The sequence below is a fragment of the Synechococcus sp. MIT S9507 genome, assembly GCF_047304715.1.
Lineage (GTDB): Bacteria > Cyanobacteriota > Cyanobacteriia > PCC-6307 > Cyanobiaceae > Synechococcus_C.
Genome location: NZ_CP138970.1, coordinates 955,720 through 974,294, shown reverse-complemented (window position 1 = coordinate 974,294; position 18,575 = coordinate 955,720). Strand labels below are relative to the sequence as shown.

At 59.4% G+C, this 18,575-nt stretch carries 13 protein-coding genes and 1 tRNA gene; 5 read left to right on the top strand and 9 right to left on the bottom strand.

Annotated features, from left to right (window positions below; translation table 11 throughout):
- Positions 1–132 precede the first annotated feature (132 nt).
- From tuf to SIB83_RS05240, 6 genes are all read right to left on the bottom strand, one after another.
- The gene (gene tuf, locus SIB83_RS05265) at positions 133–1,332 is read right to left on the bottom strand and encodes an elongation factor Tu (RefSeq protein ID WP_413403966.1); all 1,200 of its coding nucleotides are present in this window, start codon (positions 1,330–1,332) and stop codon (positions 133–135) included.
- Positions 1,333–1,373: 41 nt separating this feature from the next.
- Positions 1,374–3,449 (bottom strand): elongation factor G, encoded by a 2,076-nt coding sequence (gene fusA / locus SIB83_RS05260; RefSeq protein ID WP_413403964.1) that lies wholly within the window; start codon positions 3,447–3,449, stop codon positions 1,374–1,376.
- 86 nt (positions 3,450–3,535) lie between these two features.
- Positions 3,536–4,006, bottom strand: a complete 471-nt coding sequence (gene rpsG, locus SIB83_RS05255) for a 30S ribosomal protein S7 (protein ID WP_066904590.1) — start codon at positions 4,004–4,006, stop codon at positions 3,536–3,538.
- A 76-nt stretch (positions 4,007–4,082) separates the two neighbouring features.
- Entirely contained in the window at positions 4,083–4,457 is a 375-nt protein-coding gene (gene rpsL, locus SIB83_RS05250; RefSeq protein WP_066904579.1) for a 30S ribosomal protein S12, read from the bottom strand.
- 75 nt (positions 4,458–4,532) lie between these two features.
- A complete protein-coding gene (locus tag SIB83_RS05245) occupies positions 4,533–4,859 on the bottom strand; it encodes an AIR synthase (RefSeq protein ID WP_413403962.1) in 327 nt (108 codons plus the stop codon).
- Positions 4,860–4,898: 39 nt separating this feature from the next.
- On the bottom strand, positions 4,899–6,584 hold the full coding sequence (locus tag SIB83_RS05240) for a phosphodiester glycosidase family protein (protein ID WP_413439649.1): 1,686 nt from the start codon (positions 6,582–6,584) through the stop codon (positions 4,899–4,901).
- 104 nt (positions 6,585–6,688) lie between these two features.
- Here SIB83_RS05240 and gltB point away from each other — a divergent pair, with 104 nt between their 5' ends.
- Complete coding sequence (gene gltB, locus SIB83_RS05235) at positions 6,689–11,287, top strand: glutamate synthase large subunit (RefSeq protein WP_413746970.1); 4,599 nt, start codon at positions 6,689–6,691, stop codon at positions 11,285–11,287.
- Positions 11,288–11,302: 15 nt separating this feature from the next.
- Complete coding sequence (locus SIB83_RS05230) at positions 11,303–11,608, top strand: YciI family protein (RefSeq protein ID WP_413403957.1); 306 nt, start codon at positions 11,303–11,305, stop codon at positions 11,606–11,608.
- 3 nt (positions 11,609–11,611) lie between these two features.
- Here the strand turns inward: SIB83_RS05230 and lipA are convergent, their stop codons facing one another.
- Positions 11,612–12,490 (bottom strand): lipoyl synthase, encoded by an 879-nt coding sequence (lipA, locus tag SIB83_RS05225; RefSeq protein WP_413746969.1) that lies wholly within the window; start codon positions 12,488–12,490, stop codon positions 11,612–11,614.
- Between the two features lie 18 nt (positions 12,491–12,508).
- On the opposite strand from lipA, the gene SIB83_RS05220 reads away from it, so the two are divergent.
- A tRNA-Pro gene (locus tag SIB83_RS05220) sits at positions 12,509–12,582 on the top strand.
- A gap of 16 nt (positions 12,583–12,598) precedes the next feature.
- Here the strand turns inward: SIB83_RS05220 and cobJ are convergent.
- Together cobJ and SIB83_RS05210 are read right to left on the bottom strand one after the other, a co-directional pair.
- Entirely contained in the window at positions 12,599–14,488 is a 1,890-nt protein-coding gene (gene cobJ / locus SIB83_RS05215) for a precorrin-3B C(17)-methyltransferase (protein ID WP_413746968.1), read from the bottom strand.
- The gene (locus SIB83_RS05210; protein ID WP_413746967.1) at positions 14,472–15,863 is read right to left on the bottom strand and encodes a hypothetical protein; all 1,392 of its coding nucleotides are present in this window, start codon (positions 15,861–15,863) and stop codon (positions 14,472–14,474) included. Before SIB83_RS05210 ends, cobJ begins: the two co-directional genes overlap by 17 nt.
- Before the next feature lie 110 nt (positions 15,864–15,973).
- Between SIB83_RS05210 and SIB83_RS05205 the strand changes: the two genes are divergently transcribed.
- Together SIB83_RS05205 and psaA are read left to right on the top strand one after the other, a co-directional pair.
- Positions 15,974–16,192, top strand: a complete 219-nt coding sequence (locus SIB83_RS05205; RefSeq protein WP_413746966.1) for a hypothetical protein — start codon at positions 15,974–15,976, stop codon at positions 16,190–16,192.
- Between the two features lie 61 nt (positions 16,193–16,253).
- Complete coding sequence (gene psaA / locus SIB83_RS05200; RefSeq protein WP_413403948.1) at positions 16,254–18,560, top strand: photosystem I core protein PsaA; 2,307 nt, start codon at positions 16,254–16,256, stop codon at positions 18,558–18,560.
- Positions 18,561–18,575: the final 15 nt, after the last annotated feature.

Below are 18,575 nucleotides of genomic sequence, written 5' to 3'. Positions count from 1 at the left end.
TCCTGAGGAGATCACGAGAGGTGGATTGTCGAGGTGCTGGTTGAACGTGTCCTGGAAACGTTCAAATCATTCTGGAATGGTAAGGGATGGCCTGACATCGGTCAGACCATCCTTCTGATCATCCCCGGTGGATCACTCGATGATCTTGGAGACCACGCCGGCACCAATGGTGCGACCACCTTCACGGATGGCAAAGCGCATCCCCATTTCCATGGCGACTGGGCAGATCAATTCGCCAGTCATCTGGATGTTGTCTCCGGGCATCACCATTTCCACGTTGCTGCCGTCTTCCGCAGTGAAGGCGGTGATCTGACCGGTCACGTCCGTGGTTCGGATATAGAACTGCGGGCGGTAGCCGGCGAAGAACGGCGTGTGGCGACCACCTTCTTCTTTTTTGAGAACATAAACCTGACCTTCGAACTTGGTGTGAGGAGTGATCGAGCCAGGCTTCACGAGCACCATTCCCCGCTCGATGTCTTCCTTCTGAATGCCACGAAGCAGCAGACCCACGTTGTCGCCAGCCATCCCCTCATCGAGCAGCTTGCGGAACATTTCCACCCCGGTGACGGTGGTTTTCCGAGGCTCTCTGATGCCGACGATTTCGACTTCTTCGCCAACCTTGACGACGCCGCGCTCGATGCGGCCTGTTGCCACGGTGCCACGTCCGGTGATGGAGAAGACATCCTCAACAGCCATCAAGAAGGGCTTGTCGACTTCGCGCTCCGGCTCGGGGATGTTGGCATCGACAGCTGCCATCAGCTCCTCGATTTTGGCTTCCCACTCAGCTTCACCTTCGATGGCTTTCAGTCCGGAGACCTGGACCACAGGAATGTCGTCGCCTGGGAAGTCGTAGCTGGAGAGCAATTCGCGGATTTCCATCTCCACCAGTTCGATGATCTCTTCGTCATCGACCATGTCGCACTTGTTCAGAGCAACCACCAGCGCGGGCACGCCCACCTGCTTGGCCAGCAAGATGTGTTCCTTGGTCTGGGCCATGGGGCCGTCGGTGGCGGCACAAACGAGAATGGCACCGTCCATCTGAGCGGCTCCGGTGATCATGTTTTTCACATAATCAGCGTGGCCAGGGCAATCAACGTGGGCGTAGTGACGGGAATCAGTCTCGTATTCGACGTGTGCGGTGTTGATGGTGATGCCGCGCTCACGCTCCTCTGGAGCTCCGTCGATATCGGCGTAATCCTGAACCTGCGCCTGTCCCTTTTTGGCGAGCACATTGGTGATCGCGGCAGTGAGGGTTGTTTTGCCGTGGTCAACGTGGCCGATGGTGCCGATGTTGACGTGGGGCTTGTTCCTTTCGAACTTCTCGCGTGCCATTTTGTTAAAGAATCGGGGGTGAAATTAAAAGGGGGTAGAGATCAGGAATTGCCCTGATTCTTGGAGATGATGGCCTCGGCCACGTTGCGAGGAACATCCTCATAGTGGCTGAATTCCATCGAGAAAATACCCCGACCCTGGGTCATGGATCGGAGCTCGGTGGCGTAGCCGAACATCTCGGCCAGGGGCACCTTGGCCGAGACTTTTGACGTGCCATCGTCAATTGCCTGACCTTCGACCTGCCCCCTGCGGGAGGACAGGTCGCCGATGATCGAGCCGAGGAAATCCTCGGGGACCTCGACCTCGACCTTCATCATCGGCTCAAGCAGCACTGGATTGCACTTCTTGACCGCATCCTTGAAGGCCATTGAGCCGGCAATTTTGAAGGCCATTTCCGACGAGTCCACATCGTGATACGAACCGTCGACCATGGTGACTTTCACGTCGATCATCGGGAACCCGGCAATCACGCCGGACTCACAGGTCTCCTTCATGCCCATTTCGGAGGGCTTGATGAATTCCTTGGGAACGACACCGCCAACGATTTTGTTGACGAATTCAAAACCGGATTCGGGTTCACCCGGCTCCATTTCGATCACAACGTGGCCGTACTGACCCTTACCACCGGTCTGACGAGAGAACTTGCCTTCGCCTCGCGATGCCGCACGGATGGTTTCGCGGTAGGAGACCTGAGGCGCACCGATATTGGCTTCAACTTTGAATTCGCGCAGCATCCGGTCGACCAGGATCTCCAAATGCAGCTCTCCCATGCCCGCGATCACGGTCTGGCCAGTCTCTGAATCAGTCCTGACTCTGAAGGTGGGGTCTTCCTCTGCCAACGCAACCAGCGCTTTGGAAAGCTTCTCCATATCACCCTTCGTCTTGGGTTCGACCGCAACGGAAATCACCGGTTCCGGAACGAACAGGGTCTCCAGAACAATCGGATCTTCAACGGAACAGAGGGTGTCCCCTGTGGTTGTGTTCTTCAGGCCGAGCACAGCACCCAGATCACCGGCACGCAGTGCATCGACTTCTTCGCGGTCGTCTGCCTTCAGCACCACGAGTCTGGAAATGCGCTCTTTGCTGTCCTTCGTTGAGTTGAGGACGTAGCTTCCCTTCTCGAGAACGCCGGAGTACATCCGCACAAAAGTGAGCTTGCCATAGGGGTCAGCCATCACCTTGAAGGCCAGAGCACTGAAGGGAGCTTTGTCGTCGGAGGGACGAACAGCCTCCTTGCCGTCGGGCAAGACTCCCTGGATTGGAGGAACATCCACAGGTGCGGGAAGATAGTCGACGACAGCGTCGAGAACGAGTTGCACACCCTTGTTCTTGAAGGCGGAACCGCAGAGCACAGGCACAAGGCCATGCTTCAGAACACCTTCGCGGATGCCGTTTTTGAGTTCATCCAGTGATAGTTCACCGGTTTCCAGGAACTTTTCGATCAGAGTTTCATCGTTCTCTGCAACGGTTTCCATCAGGACATTGCGCCACTCATCCACCTGATCCTTCATGTCAGCCGGTACGTCGGTGACTTCGATGTTCTGGCCGAGATCGTCTTTGTAGATGTGAGCCTGATTGGCCACAAGGTCGATAATTCCGCTCAGTTCTCCTTCAGCTCCGATCGGCAGCTGAATCGGAACGGCATTCGCTTTGAGGCGGTCCTTGATCTGGCCATGGACCTTGAGGAAGTCGGCGCCCGTGCGGTCCATCTTGTTGACGAACACCATCCGCGGCACTGAATAGCGGTCAGCCTGACGCCAGACGGTTTCTGATTGAGGCTGGACACCGCCGACGGCGCAGAACACAGCGATCACTCCATCCAGCACACGCATTGAGCGCTCCACCTCGATGGTGAAGTCAACGTGACCAGGTGTATCAATGATGTTGATCCTGTGGTCTTTCCAACTGGTGGAAATTGCCGCAGCCGTGATAGTGATGCCCCGCTCGCGCTCCTGGGCCATCCAATCGGTTACAGCTGCACCGTCGTGCACTTCACCGATTTTGTGAACCACGCCTGAATAGAACAGAATCCGTTCTGTCGTGGTGGTTTTGCCCGCATCAATGTGGGCAGCGATACCGATATTTCTGACGCGTTCCAGGGGAAAGGCGCGAGCCACAGGAAACTCCGGGGTGGGGCGTAAAAAGGCGGGTGAGATCCTACAGGTCCGCCCTGAGCAAACGAGGCTTCAGAGCGGGGAGGGGATCAGTAGCGGTAGTGGGCGAAAGCCTTGTTGGCTTCCGCCATCTTGTGGGTTTCTTCGCGCTTGCGAACAGCGCTGCCGGCTTCATTGGCCGCATCCATCAGCTCGCCGGCAAGCTTCTGAGCCATGCTGCGACCGTTACGAGCGCGGGAGAAGCTCACAAGCCAGCGAAGGGCCATGGCCGTACCCCGCTCCTGGCGCACTTCCATAGGAACCTGATAGGTGGCACCCCCGACGCGTCGGGCACGTACCTCAACGAGAGGGGTCGCATTTTTCACGGCCGTCTCAAACAGTTCGATCGGATCCCCACCGGTGCGGTCGCCGATCAGGCTGAAGGCATCGGACAAGATTCTCTGTGCCGTCGACTTCTTTCCATGCTTCATCAACCTGGCCACGAGCATGGTGGCGAGTCGATTGTTGAACTGCGGATCTGGGAGGACCGGGCGCTTGACGGCGGCGTTACGGCGTGACATGGACTGTCAAAAGGGAAAGGAACGGAGAAGGGTGAAGGCGATGGAGGTCACGATCCTGAAGATGGATCGTTGGCCATCATTCCTTCGGAGACTTGGCGCCGTACTTGGAACGGGACTGGCGGCGGTCCTTGACACCTGCAGTGTCAAGAGTTCCGCGAATGATGTGATAACGCACTCCTGGGAGGTCCTTGACGCGACCGCCCCGGATCAGCACAACCGAGTGCTCCTGCAGGTTGTGGCCGATGCCGCCGATGTAGGCGGTGACTTCGAATCCGGAGGTGAGGCGTACGCGGGCCACTTTGCGCAAAGCCGAATTGGGCTTCTTGGGTGTGGACGTGTAAACACGGGTGCAAACACCACGTCGTTCTGGGCAGGCTTTCAGAGCGGGCGATTTGGTTTTCGCCTTAGAGCTCTGGCGCTCGGTCCGGATCAGTTGCTGAATGGTTGGCATCGACGGTCGCGTAGCGGCCGGAGATCCGACCTGTTCGACAATTCATCACAATACCGGTTCGACCTGCCAGTCCCGTCAAAGGCGGCTGAAGGCACTGCCGCAGGCGCAGCAACGCACTGCATCGTTGCTCAGGATCAGAAAGCCTCCACCACTGATGTCACTTCGGTAGTCGAGTGTCAGCCCCTCCAGCAACTGGTGCTGGGTATCGGGAACATGCAGGGTCACTCCCTCTGCTCTTGCAGCGGGGGTTCCATTCAGTCGGCCTGGCTGCAGGCGAATGACGTTGCTCTCACAGTGCCCTTCGGTTAGATCAAGATGCATCATTCCCGGAGTGCCTGCAACAGCGGCCTGCCGCCCCAGTTCGGCAGCTGCATTAGCAGTAATTTGCAAAGTGGCGCCCATGGAACGATGTTCAGGGGAATCCAGTGTGCCAGCCGTCGCTCAGCGCCGAACCAGCCCGAGACCGTTCTGAACCCTGGGCGTCACGCCGCGTCCGGTCATCACGGTTCGATTGGCGGCAAGCAGTGTTGTCGAGCTTCCACCATCGAGATTGAGGGCATCGAGCATTCCCATCTGCCGGAGTGCCAAAGTCGTTTCCAGCAGCGTTGGATCACTGCCTGAGCTGCCCTCGAGTGTCATCAGCCACACGTGACTGCGGTCCTGGGAGACGACCGTTCGTGGTGCGGAAAGGGACAGGAAGCCCGCACTGAAACCTTCCTGACGCCCCTTCAGCACTACCTGCCCGTCTTTCAGCAGGAGTGGGCCACCTGCCAGCACCTGCGGTTGCTCTCCGACTGGACTGGATGGCCTCAGGCTGATGCTGATCCGATCACCGGGCTGTGCGGGAAGCGGTGCTCCAGCCCGGGAAACAATCAGCGAAGCGCCGGGTTTCAGAGAAACTCCGCGATTCAATTCGGCGCGATCGTGCTTGTCGATCGTGAGGCCATCCTTCACCGTGATGGCCTTCTCCTCGCCGCTTAGGGCCCTGTAGGCCGGCCCCCATGCTCTTGTGTAGCGACTCAACCCGCGCTGCACATAGCCGCTGTTGAGAAATCCCAGCCCCCAGCGACGTCCTCCGTTGACCTGCATGGACTGGTCGAGGCGCAGACGATTGAACAGAGGCCTGCTCCCTGCTGTCCAGCCGATCGCCCCCCTGTTGAGAATCGGTCCTGAAAGCCAGGTCCCATCGACACGCAGGGCACCCAGGGGCAGCTGGCGTACCCGATTGAAGAATCCCCCATTAACGGCCAACAGTGCCTGTTCAGGCTGCGCCAGCTGACTGAGAAATCGAATCCCGGTCTGAGCACCTTGAGAGGCGAGTGGTCGCAGTGCAAGCGATTCGCTGTTGAAGGGCACACCTGCCCTGTAAATCCTCAACGGTTTCACCCCCACACGAATCGTGCGGGTCTCCAGCAAAAGTCCGTTGCGGCTTGCCGCCTGGATCTCGGGATTGAGTAGAGCCGACTGCAATGCGTTGCCCGAGGCAGCACTGGCGATGCGAGAGCTGCTCAATCCATCGATCACAATCCGCCAGGGAGTTGCAAGGGTGAGCGTCGGACGATCGGCACTCCCTTTGAGCCGCACACCCTGCCTTTCTCGTTTGGTCTTCAGGCCGATTGCGCGCAATTTGGTGTCCTGGGCGGCCGTGATTGAAACCCCGAGCAACAAGTCGTCGTTCTGCCGTTGCACCAGCGCGGGTCCGCTGAGATCGAGGACCAACCGCCCAGCAGTGCTGCCTCGGCCCTGACGCAGCTTCTGAACACGGGGTGCTTTCAGTGAGATCGACAGAACACCCTGTCGATGGCTGGTAACCACATTCAGTTGACTAAACCAAGGGACTGCGTCAATCGCCACTTCATCGTCGAGAGAACGCTTGGCAAGCTTTTGCAGAGGGACGCGTCGACCGAACCATTCCAGTGCTTCCCCTCCTTCACCGCTAACCCGCTGGAAGCCGAGGCGACCGATCAGCACATCCAGAGGAATCCAGAGCTGGACAGGCGAGCGATGGTCGTTTCCGACCCACTGCCAAGTCCCCTTGGATGCAAGACCTCCAACCTTCATTTTGCTGCCGGTCATCCGGTCGGCTGCGCGCACTTCGGCAACCGGGACTGGAGGGGGAGACAACATCAACATCAGCAGACGCTAGCCGGGGTGGCCGATCCTTAGGATCGAATTTGCCCCGTGATGGATGTTGCATCCAGAACGGGTTCAGCCCGACTCTTATCCAGGTCATGAATCACCTCACCGGCTCCTCCTGGCCTTACAGCGACAGCGCTGCGCCCCAGGCGGTGGCCGGTGAGAAGGACGCCTGTGGAGTGGGATTTCTTGCGCAGTTGCAGGGCCATCCCAGTCATTGGGTGCTGAAGCAGGCTCTGCGTGGCCTCGGTTGCATGGAACACCGCGGTGGCTGTGGGGGAGACTCCGACTCCGGAGACGGAGCAGGTGTTTTATGTGAAATTCCATGGACCTATCTCCGGGCGATTTGGCCGGAAGCCGCTGATGCCAAAGGGTTGGGCATGATGTTTCTGCCCACGGATGCTGAACGTCGCCAGCAGGCTCGCAAGTTTTTTGAAGCAGAGGCCGTTGCACTTGGTCTGCAGTTCGGCGGTTGGCGAGAGGTGCCTGTCGATGCAGCAGTGCTTGGACCACTTGCCCGTGAAACGGCCCCAGTCGTTGAACAGTGGTTGGTCAAGGGGGATGCTGAGGGTGATGCCTTCGAGGCACTTCTCCTGCGTCTGCGGCGCCGTGTTGGCGCAAGGGCCAGGGAAGCGTGGGGGTTTGAGGGCTCACTCGATTTCTATGTGGCGTCACTCAGCAGCCGAACCGTCGTCTACAAGGGCATGGTGCGATCGGAGGTGCTCGCTCGGTACTACGCCGATCTGCGGGATCCCCGCTTTGAAGTGAGCTTTGCGGTGTATCACCGGCGCTTCAGCACAAACACCCTTCCCCGCTGGCCCCTGGCCCAGCCGATGCGGTTGCTGGGGCATAACGGTGAAATCAACACCCTGCTGGGCAATCTCAACTGGGCGAAGGCCTCTGAAGCCAGCCTTGCTGGTGTCTGGGGAGAAGCCGCGGATGACCTCAACCCCGTGGTGAATCCCGCTTTCAGCGATTCAGCCAACCTCGACGCCACCCTTGAGCTGATGGTGCGCAGCGGTCGCTCCGTCACCGACAGCCTGATCACCCTGGTCCCTGAAGCATTCCGCAATCAGCCGGACCTCGACAGCCGACCTGATGTGACGGCCATGTATGAATTCAATGCCGGCATCCAGGAGCCCTGGGACGGTCCGGCTCTGCTGGTCTTCGCTGACGGCAAGCGTGTTGGAGCAACCCTGGATCGCAACGGCCTGCGTCCAGCTCGCTGGTGCTCCACAGAGGATGGCTTCGTGATCATGGGATCCGAGACCGGTGTGGTCGATCTCAGCGGCAAGACCGTGGTCCAGAAAGGTCGGCTCGGTCCAGGTCAGATGCTGGCGGTCGATCTCCAGACCGGTCAGCTCCTTGACAACTGGTTGGTCAAGGAAGACGCCGCTGGACGTTTCCCCTACGGCGACTGGCTGGAACAACACCGCCGCGATGTGCGTCCGCAACCCTGGACCCAGTCTCAGCAGGTCGGTGAACTCGACCTGCTGAGACTGCAGACCGCCATGGGCTTCACCGCTGAGGACTTTGACCTGATCATCGGCGACATGGCCTCGCTTGGGAAGGAGCCCACCTTCTGCATGGGGGATGACATCCCACTGGCGGTGCTCTCGGACAAGCCCCACCTGCTTTACGACTATTTCAAGCAGCGTTTCGCTCAGGTCACGAATCCACCGATCGATCCTCTGCGGGAACAACTGGTGATGAGTCTGGAGATGCATCTCGGTGAGCGGCGTCCGGCCTTGAAACCTCAGGCGGAAGCTGCTTCGGTGATTCATCTCGATACCCCCGTTCTCAATGAGGCCGAGCTGGAAGCAATCAGCCAGCAAGGTCTTCCGGTTCAGTTCCTGTCAACCCAGGTGGCGGTTGAATCCTGCACCGGAGGATTTCAGGCTGTTCTTGATGCCCTGTGCCAGGCAGCTGAGCAAGCCGTAGAAGATGGGGTTCAGGTTCTGGTGCTCTCCGACCGCGTCGATGCCAACGCTGAGCCCACACCACTGACGGCCACCACAGTGGCGATGCCGGCACTCCTCGCTGTTGGCTCCGTCCACCACCATCTGCTGCGCCGCAAGTTGAGACTGCGCTGTTCTCTTGTGGTGGACACCGCTCAGTGCTGGAGCACCCATCACATGGCCTGCCTGATCGGCTACGGCGCCAGTGCCGTCTGTCCGTGGTTGACCTGGGAGACCACACGCCACTGGCTCCACCACCCCAAAACCAGAAAACGAATTGAGCAGGGAAAGCTTCCTGATCTCAGTGCTGATCAGGTTCAGGCCAATGTGCGTGTCTCACTGGAAAACGGCCTCAGAAAAATTTTGTCCAAGATCGGCATTTCGCTTCTGGCCAGTTATCACGGGGCGCAGATTTTCGAGGCGATCGGGCTGGGTGCCGATGTAATCGAGACCGCTTTCAGCGGCACCACCAGTCGGGTTGCCGGCATGACCCTCGCGGAACTGGCGAACGAAACACTCTCGATGCATGCCAAGGCCTTCCCTGAGCTGAACCGAAGCAAGCTTGAGTTCATGGGTTTCGTTCAGTACCGCAACGGTGCGGAGTATCACCGCAATAACCCTGAACTTTCCAAGGCCTTGCACAAGGCCCTGGCCCAGGGTCCTGGCTATGACCATTTCTCCACGTACAAGACCCTGCTGGAGAACCGTCCGGTGATGGCGCTGCGTGACCTGCTGGAGTTCAAGGTCGCGTCCACACCGTTGCCTCTGGATCAGGTGGAGAGCGTGGAAAGCATCTGCACCCGTTTCTGTACCGGCGGTATGAGCCTCGGAGCTCTTTCTCGTGAAGCGCACGAGGTGCTGGCGGTGGCCATGAACCGGATCGGCGGTAAGAGCAACAGCGGCGAAGGTGGTGAAGATCCTGCTCGCTTCCAGGTGCTGAGCGATGTGGATGACGACGGCCGGTCCGTCGCTTTCCCCAGCATCGGCGGGCTTCAGAACGGGGATACCGCCTGCTCGGCGATCAAGCAGATCGCCTCAGGACGCTTCGGTGTGACGGCTGAATATCTCAGGAGCGGGAAACAGCTGGAAATCAAGGTGGCTCAGGGTGCCAAGCCTGGAGAAGGCGGCCAGCTCCCCGGTCCGAAAGTGGACAAGTACATCGCCTGGCTTCGCAACAGCAAGCCTGGTGTGGCTTTGATTTCCCCGCCACCTCATCACGACATCTATTCGATCGAAGATCTGGCACAGCTGATCCACGACCTGCATCAAGTGCATCCTGCGGCGCCGGTCAGCGTCAAACTGGTGGCCGAGATCGGTATCGGCACCATCGCTGCCGGTGTGGCCAAGGCCAACGCGGACGTGATCCAGATCTCCGGCCATGACGGAGGCACAGGTGCTTCCCCGCTGAGTTCGATCAAGCATGCGGGTGGGCCGTGGGAACTGGGCCTTACAGAGGTGCATCGCGCTCTGCTCGAGAATGGTCTTCGCAACAGAGTTCTGCTCAGAGCCGATGGCGGCCTCAAGACCGGCTGGGATGTGGTGATCGCTGCTCTGCTCGGTGCTGAGGAATATGGCTTCGGTTCAATCGCCATGATCGCTGAAGGCTGCGTGATGGCGCGTGTCTGTCACCTCAACAGCTGTCCGGTTGGTGTGGCGACGCAGAAAGAGAACCTGCGTCAGCGCTTCACCGGAGTGCCTGAACATGTCGTGAATTTTTTCTGGTACGTCGCTGAAGAGGTGCGTCAGCTGATGAGTCTGCTTGGTGTGGCACGACTGGAGGATCTCATTGGTCGCAGCGACCTCCTCAAGCCCAGAGGCGTTGCGCTGGCCAAAACCAAGTGTGTGGATCTTTCCAGTCTGCTGGCACCGATCAGTGGCTCTGAAGATCGTTCATGGCTGACTCACAGTTCCCAGGCCCACGGCAATGGGCCGATTCTTGAAGACCAACTTCTGGCCGACCCCGAGCTGATGGCGGCCATTGAGAGTCAGCGATCCGTTCGCCGCACCGTTGAGATCATCAACACCGACCGGAGCGTCTGCGCTCGTCTGGCCGGTGAGATTGCCCAGCGCTACGGCAATCGTGGCTTCTCAGGTCAGCTCGATCTCACCTTCCGTGGCGCTGCTGGTCAAAGCTTCGGGGCCTTTCTGGTTCAGGGCATGAATGTGCGTCTGGAGGGGGAAGCCAACGACTACGTCGGCAAGGGCATGAACAGCGGTCGCATTTCGCTTGTGCCATTGGATTCCACCGCGAACCCCGGTGAGCAGGTGATTCTCGGAAACACCTGTCTTTACGGAGCCACTGGTGGTGAGCTGTTCGCCCATGGTCGCGCCGGTGAGCGTTTCGGTGTGCGCAACAGCGGGGCCCGCACGGTGGTTGAAGGTGCCGGCGACCACTGCTGTGAATACATGACTGGAGGGGTTGTGGTGGTGCTTGGCAGCACTGGCCGCAATGTGGGCGCTGGCATGACCGGCGGCGTCACGTTCCTCCTGGATGACTGCGACCGTGTCACGCCACGCGTGAACCCGGAGATCGTGGAGGTGTGCCCCATCACCACATTTGAGCAGGAGTCCACGCTTAGGGGTCTGCTTGAGCTGCACGTCGCGGCCACCGGAAGTGAGAAAGCCTCGGCTCTTCTATCTGACTGGTCTGCGGCTAGAAGCCGTTTCAAGGTTCTGGTTCCTCCCAGTGAACGAGCTGCCATGGGGCTTGCCGATAAACAGGCAGTTGCCGCCTGATCGATCTTCCGCACCGTGCCCTGGTTCATCAAGACCGAAACCTTCACGCGGGAAACGGCCGCCCTGACCATTGAGCAGAAGCGGCCTCACCTCGAAGCTCATCGCCAATGGGTGATGTCCCAGTGCAACCGCGGACGTCGTATCCACAGCGGTTATCTGGTGGATGATGAGCATCGGCCGGGGGGCGGCGGGCTGTTGCTCTTCGAAGCCAGCAGCTTCGAAGAGGCTCACCGCTGGGTACAGGCCGATCCGATGCTTCAGGCCGGCCTGGTCACCTGGCAGTTGCAGCAATGGATCCAGATCGGTGGGGATGAGCTCTGATCGTCAGCGTGGGTGGCTGATCATCAGGCGCTGCACTTCGCCGGCGTGATAGCTGCTGCGCGTCAGTGGACTGCTCACCACCTGCAGGCAACCCAGCTCTTCTTCGCCAATGCGCCGATAACTTTCGAACTGTTCAGGAGTCACAAAGCGGTTCACCGGTAAGTGCCTCGGTCCGGGGGAGAGGTACTGGCCGATGGTCACAATGTCGACGCGGTGGGCTCGCAAGTCGCGCAACACTCCGATCACCTCTGCATCGTTTTCTCCGAGACCCACCATCAGTCCTGATTTGCTGTAGGACCTGGGCCATCCATCCCGCACCCGTCTCAGCAGCTCCAGAGAGCGTTCGTAATTGCCCTGAGGTCTGGCTCGTCTGTAAAGGCGTGGAACGGTTTCGATGTTGTGGTTCAGCACGTGAGGTGCGGCGTCCATCACCGTTTCCAGTGCGTCCCAGTTGCCGCAAAGGTCGGGGATCAGCAGTTCGATTGTGGTGAATGGAGAGCGTTGTTTCACCTGCTCGATGCAGGCAACAAACTGGCTTGCTCCTCCATCGCTCAGATCGTCTCGGTTCACCGAGGTGATCACAACATGCTTCAGTTTCAGCCGCGACACCGCTTCACCAAGACGCTCCGGTTCGGTGGGGTCCAGCGCTCGAACGCTCTTGTCGAAGTCGATGTCGCAATAAGGGCAGGCGCGCGTGCAGCCGGGCCCCATGATCAGAAACGTGGCGGTTCCCCCGGCGAAGCATTCACCGATATTGGGGCAACTTGCTTCCTGGCAGACCGTGTTGAGCTTGAGGTCAAGAAGCAGGTCTGCGACAGCTCCGATGCGTTCCCGCTGTGGGGCTTTGACGCGCAACCAGTCAGGTTTCAGAACTGAGGTCATCTTCTACAGTCGGGCCATCGGGATGTGGCGCAGCTTGGTAGCGCACTTCGTTCGGGACGAAGGGGCCGCAGGTTCGAATCCTGTCATCCCGACTGCACCTGTTCGTCATCAGTTCAGAGCGGCACCTGGATAACCCCTGGGGGTGACCATGCGGCCGTCCTGAACGCGGCTGCTGCTGTTTCCAATAACCAACACCGTAAGCATGTCCACGTCATCAGGCCGCAGGTTGCCGAGACTTTGAACACTGACCTGCTCGTCGTTGCGTCCGAGCTGGCGAGCCATCACCACAGGAGTGGTCTCCGGACGTGCGCGAAGCAGAATCTCCTGGGCCCTTGTCAGCTGCCAGTCGCGTTCCCTGGAGCGAGGGTTGTAAATCGCAACCACAAAGTCGCCGGAGGCCGCTGCCTCGATGCGTCGTTCGATCACGTCCCAGGGTGTGAGCCGGTCGCTGAGAGAGATCGTGCAGAAGTCGTGCATCAGTGGTGCCCCTGCCCTGGCTGCAGCCAGCTGCAGTGCGGAGAGGCCAGGGTGCACCTGGAAGCGAGGGCGCTCTGTTTCAGGCAGGTCCATCCAGAGCTCCAGCGCCAGCCCAGCCATGCCGTAGATACCGCAGTCTCCTGAGGAGATCAGCGCCACACGGGCGCCCTGACGGGCCAGATCCAGTGCCTGCATGCAGCGATCCCGTTCACGGGTGAGTTGTCCGTCCAATCGGGCCTGATCGCAGCGACGCAGCGGTTCAAGCAGATCCAGGTAAAGGCCGTATCCCACCCAGAGAACGCAATGGCTGAGCGCCGTGCGGGCGTCGGCAGTGAGCAATTGCAGTGAGCCTGGCCCGCTTCCCACCAGATGCAGCTCTCCTCTGCTGGGTGCCAAGGGATGGGCAGCCTCTGCGATCGCCACCGTCACTGCACCCTGCTCGCTGCCTTCGGCATGGAAGATCCGTTTGGTTCGCAACAGCTGTGCTCCGTCTCCTGATGCCAGAAGAGCGGAGGCTTCCGCAACGGATGCTGTGCCCATCTCCGCCTTCACCACCTCAGAGGGCGTGGGCACGGCAACATCGGCGAGGGCAGGGGCGCTGAACAGTCGCAGTGGCCAGCTTCGATGCTCACAGAACTGCCGCAGGGCCGGCTCGTCACTCTTGGCCTCAATGCTGCTGATGCCTGCCACGGCCTCCCTGGCCAGTCCTGCGGACTGAAGAGAACGATCCACTGCTCGTTGAATCAGCGCAAGGCTGCTCAAGCGTTCGCAACCGATGCCGATCCAGAGCGTGGCTGGGTGCCAGCGACAGGGAGCCCCGTCGCAGCGTGGACCGATGTCAAGGGCAAGCCCGTGCTCGGAGTCAGCGGTAACGCCGAGATTCTGACCAGCGGCACTGCTCCGCCAGAGGTCCGTTCCTGTTTGCTGAACAACATTGAGGCGTTGTCCAGAGGCCTGGGAGAACATGAGCTCTTGCCATGCTTCCGGCGTGCCGCCACGCACCCATCCCCAGGCTTCTCCGAAGCCGTCGAGAGCCAGTCGCTCCTGGCTTGCTGCATCCCCGGTCAGCAACACCTGCCCGCCCAGTGCTGCAGCCAGTGCATGGGCCAGCTCTTCCGCTCCTGCCGCATGACCACCAATCAGGGGCACGATGTTCCGACCGTGTGCATCCATCACCACCACGGCAGGATCGCTTTGCTTGTCGCTTAACAATGGTGCGATCAGTCGTGTGACGGCACCCATGGCTCCGATCACGATCGTGGGTCCACCACTCAGCCACTGTTCAGTCAGAAGCTGCGAAGCCGGTGCGACCAACAAGTTGCTGGGAAGGGTTTGCAGTGCTGCGGCCGCCCTGGGTGTCATCCCTATTCGATCAGCCTGGCCTGCCTGGCGCAGCTGCTGAAGCAGGGGCCAGGCACTCACCGACAGGCCCAGTGCGAGTGAGGCTCCCACCGGTTGGATGGAGATGGTGTTGACAGCATCCAGGGCTAGCGGCCTCAGTGAATCAGCGCTGGGTGCCATCCTCGTTCACCAGCTCCCTGGCTGATCCTCCCAGGCTGCTGGTGATCCGCAGTTTCTCTGCCTCACCTGTCGGTTCCGCCGTCCTGATACTTCGTTCGGGAACAGCCTTGTCGGCTTTGCCGGCCTCCATCGATTCATCCTTGTCGGCAGCTGACTGATCAGACAGCACCTTCAGCTCATCGTCGGCTGTGATGGCCGGAGGCGAGGAGTCGTTCTGCTCTGGGCGTGGATCCATGGATTGTTTCTCCATGGTTGATTCTTCAGTGGTCGGTGCTTCCGGTGAATGGATCGGTGCTGAGGGATCGTCTTGGAGGGACTTCCCAGTTGCGGAGTCAGTTTCGGTTTCAGAGTCAGGATTGAGCTCACTCTGCGGCGGTGGTGCGACTCTCTCTGGTGGCTCTTCTCTTTCAGGAACGGCGACGCCGAGCAGACGTGCCATCTGCTCATCGCTCAGCTTTGACTGCATCCAGATCGGGCGGACGCCTGAACGTGTTGTAGTGGCTCGTAACTGATTGTTGAAGACAGGAGTGATGGGATCGCCAAGACCATCCAGCAGTTCCATCTGCACACTGCCGTTTCCTGTGCCTGAAGCTTTCAGCCACAAGGCCTCCTGGCGGTCGACAAGAAAGCTGTCGCCATTCACGCTGATTCTCAGCCTCCAGCGGCCATCCCCCTCCCGCAGGTTCTGCAGCGGGGCATTCCAGATCAGCCAGTCGATCAGCAAAGGCTCACTGCTGCTGAGATCTGAGGGACTGACCACGACAATCCAGGGAGCATCCTGATCCGGCTGCGTTCCTCGGAGCCGCTGCAGAACATCCAGTCGCCACTGGAGGCTGGCCCCCTGAGATTTCACGGCTTCACCCCAGGGCATGGCGGCGTAGGCCGTAAATCGATGACTCCCCGGGCGGAGACCGGGAAGCGTGATCTGCAGTCGATCGTCGTCGGCGTGCGCGAAACGCAGTGGTGGATCGTCGTCGATCTGCAGGGCCACATGGGCTCCAAGGCCCAGTTGTGGATCCTCGGCCAGCGGCCAATCCTGGATCCGCAACGTGAGTTGCACCTCACCGGTTTTCAGCAGAGTTCCATCCGAGGGGCTGATCAGTTCAAGTCGGGGGGTATGGCTGCTGAGAGCTGCTTGCAGTTGCTGAACAGAGCCAGGAGGACTGACTTCCTGAAGTCGCCCAGAAGGTGAAGAGACACTGATGATCTCCGCAGAGCGATCTCCATCGCCTGAACCGTCTGCTCCCCAGGGCCAGGCCTGCGCGGCTGCGGCGGGGACCACCATGACCCACAGGGCAAGCAGAGCCTGAAGCCAGTGATGAAGGTGGTACGTCCGGCCTGATGCCGCCATTGGGCAAAGCTTGAGTCGACCCATTCTGGGCACCGATGGAAGAGGCGCACTATTGGGAATGATTTGCATTAAATAGATCGATATGTGTCGTCTGTTTGTGTTGCTCAACGTGCCTAATCGGGGTCTCCTCGCTGATGCTCGAGCTCGAGCAGATTCCAGGTCTGGACAGGCCCGCTGCCGGATTGAACCTTTGTAACTCCCTGTCGTGTGATGCCTGCTTCCCCTCCTATGCTGCCGCCAGCGGTCCCCTCTTTGGGGCCCTAGCTCCAGTGAGAGTCAGGGTTCATTACTCTGAATACCACTGGCGCCCGGTTGTGGTGAAGCTTGCTGATCCGCATCCGGGGCCCCGGTGATCCCACGGATTGCCGAAGGGGTGTCCCACCACCTCGATCCCGTCCCTCGAGGAACGACTCGATGACCATCAGCCCACCAGAGCGTGGGAGCACCGCGAAGACTCAAGTCGAGAAGGTCGACAATCCAGCGACCTTCGAATTGTTCGGAAAGCCCGGACATTTCGACCGAGCCCTCGCGAAAGGTCCCAAAACCACCACCTGGGTTTGGAACCTCCACGCCAACGCTCACGATTTCGACAGCCACACGAGTGACCTTGAGGAGGTCTCTCGGAAGATCTTCAGTGCTCACTTCGGCCATTTGGCCGTGATCTTCATCTGGCTGAGTGGTGCCTTTTTCCATGGCGCCCACTTCTCCAATTTCTCCGGCTGGCTTGCCGACCCCACCCATGTGAAGCCAAGCGCTCAGGTGGTCTGGTCGGTTTTCGGCCAGGAAATCCTCAACGGCGACATGGGTGCCGGTTTCCAGGGCATCCAGATCACCTCCGGTCTTTTCCATGTCTGGAGAGCCTGGGGCATCACCAATGAGACACAGTTGATGTCTCTCGCCATCGGCGCTCTGGTGATGGCCGGCCTGATGCTGAATGCAGGCGTTTTCCACTATCACAAGGCAGCTCCAAAGCTTGAGTGGTTCCAGAACGTTGAGTCGATGCTCAACCACCACCTGGCTGGTCTGCTGGGCCTGGGCTCACTGTCCTGGACCGGTCACCTGCTGCATGTGTCCCTGCCCACCACGAAGTTGATGGATGCCATCGACGCCGGCCAGCCGCTGGTGTTGAACGGCAAGACCATTGCTTCTGTGGCAGACATTCCTCTTCCCCACGAATTCTTCAATCAGGATCTGCTGGCTCAGCTCTATCCAGGATTCAGTGCCGGCATCGGTGCTTTTTTCAATGGCAATTGGGCTGCATACAGCGATTTCCTCACCTTCAAGGGTGGGATTAATCCTGTGACCGGAAGCATGTGGATGACCGATATCGCTCATCATCATCTGGCCATCGCGGTGCTGTTCATCGTGGCCGGACACATGTACCGGACCAACTGGGGAATCGGCCATTCCATCAAGGAAATCCTCGAGGGTCAGAAAGGCGATCCCCTGCTTTTCCCGGCAACGAAGGGCCATGACGGCCTGTTCGAGTTCATGATCAACAGCTGGCACGCTCAGCTTGCTCTGAACCTTGCAATGCTCGGCTCCTTGAGCATCATCGTTGCCCAGCACATGTATGCGATGCCTCCCTATCCGTACATGTCGATTGATTATCCGACCCAGATCGGTCTGTTCACCCATCACATGTGGATCGGTGGCTTCCTGATCGTCGGTGCTTCAGCGCACGCAGCCATCGCGATGATTCGCGATTACGACCCCGCCAAGCACGTGGACAATGTGCTGGACCGGGTGCTCAAGGCCCGTGACGCTCTGATCAGCCACCTCAACTGGGTGTGCATCTGGCTTGGCTTCCACAGCTTCGGTCTGTACATCCACAACGACACGATGCGTGCTCTGGGGCGTCCCCAGGACATGTTCAGCGACTCCGCGATTCAGCTCAAGCCCGTATTCGCTCAGTGGATTCAGGGTCTTCACGCTGCAGCTGCCGGCAGCACCGCACCCAACGCCCTTGCCGGCGTCAGTGAAGTGTTCAACGGTTCGGTTGTGGCTGTAGGTGGCAAGGTCGCCGCTGCTCCGATCCCTCTGGGCACAGCGGACTTCATGGTTCATCACATTCATGCCTTCACGATTCACGTGACGGTGCTGATCCTGCTCAAGGGTGTTCTTTACGCCCGTAATTCCCGTCTGATTCCAGACAAAGCGAACCTCGGTTTCCGCTTCTCCTGCGATGGCCCCGGTCGAGGAGGCACCTGCCAGGTGTCTGCCTGGGACCATGTCTTCCTGGGTCTGTTCTGGATGTACAACTCCCTGTCGATCGTCATTTTCCACTTCTCCTGGAAAATGCAGAGCGACGTGTGGGGTGCGGTGAGGCCCGATGGCTCAGTCCAATACCTCACCAACGGCAACTTCGCCAACAGCGCCATCACCATCAACGGTTGGTTGCGTGATTTCCTGTGGGCTCAGGCCGTCCAGGTCATCAACAGCTACGGCTCCAACACAGCCGGCTACGGAATCATGTTCCTTGGTGGTCACTTCATCTGGGCATTCAGCCTGATGTTCCTCTTCAGTGGCCGCGGTTACTGGCAGGAGCTGATTGAGTCCATCGTCTGGGCTCACAACAAGCTGAAGGTGGCCCCAGGCATTCAGCCTCGTGCGCTGTCCATCATCCAGGGCCGTGCTGTCGGTGTTGCTCACTATCTTTTGGGCGGCATCACTGTCACGTGGTCCTTCTTCCACGCCCACATCCTTGTGGTGGGCGGCTGACCTTTCCTGAACTTT

Bases quoted from the DNA above. Each gene is read 5' to 3' on its own strand.
- tuf (WP_413403966.1), bottom strand. From the start codon at position 1,332: ATGGCACGCGAGAAGTTCGAAAGGAACAAGCCCCACGTCAACATCGGC.
- rpsG (WP_066904590.1), bottom strand. From the start codon at position 4,006: ATGTCACGCCGTAACGCCGCCGTCAAGCGCCCGGTCCTCCCAGATCCG.
- rpsL (WP_066904579.1), bottom strand. From the start codon at position 4,457: ATGCCAACCATTCAGCAACTGATCCGGACCGAGCGCCAGAGCTCTAAG.
- SIB83_RS05245 (WP_413403962.1), bottom strand. From the start codon at position 4,859: ATGGGCGCCACTTTGCAAATTACTGCTAATGCAGCTGCCGAACTGGGG.
- SIB83_RS05240 (WP_413439649.1), bottom strand. From the start codon at position 6,584: ATGTTGTCTCCCCCTCCAGTCCCGGTTGCCGAAGTGCGCGCAGCCGAC.
- gltB (WP_413746970.1), top strand. From the start codon at position 6,689: ATGAATCACCTCACCGGCTCCTCCTGGCCTTACAGCGACAGCGCTGCG.
- lipA (WP_413746969.1), bottom strand. From the start codon at position 12,490: ATGACCTCAGTTCTGAAACCTGACTGGTTGCGCGTCAAAGCCCCACAG.
- cobJ (WP_413746968.1), bottom strand. From the start codon at position 14,488: ATGGCACCCAGCGCTGATTCACTGAGGCCGCTAGCCCTGGATGCTGTC.
- SIB83_RS05210 (WP_413746967.1), bottom strand. From the start codon at position 15,863: ATGGGTCGACTCAAGCTTTGCCCAATGGCGGCATCAGGCCGGACGTAC.
- SIB83_RS05205 (WP_413746966.1), top strand. From the start codon at position 15,974: ATGCTCGAGCTCGAGCAGATTCCAGGTCTGGACAGGCCCGCTGCCGGA.
- psaA (WP_413403948.1), top strand. From the start codon at position 16,254: ATGACCATCAGCCCACCAGAGCGTGGGAGCACCGCGAAGACTCAAGTC.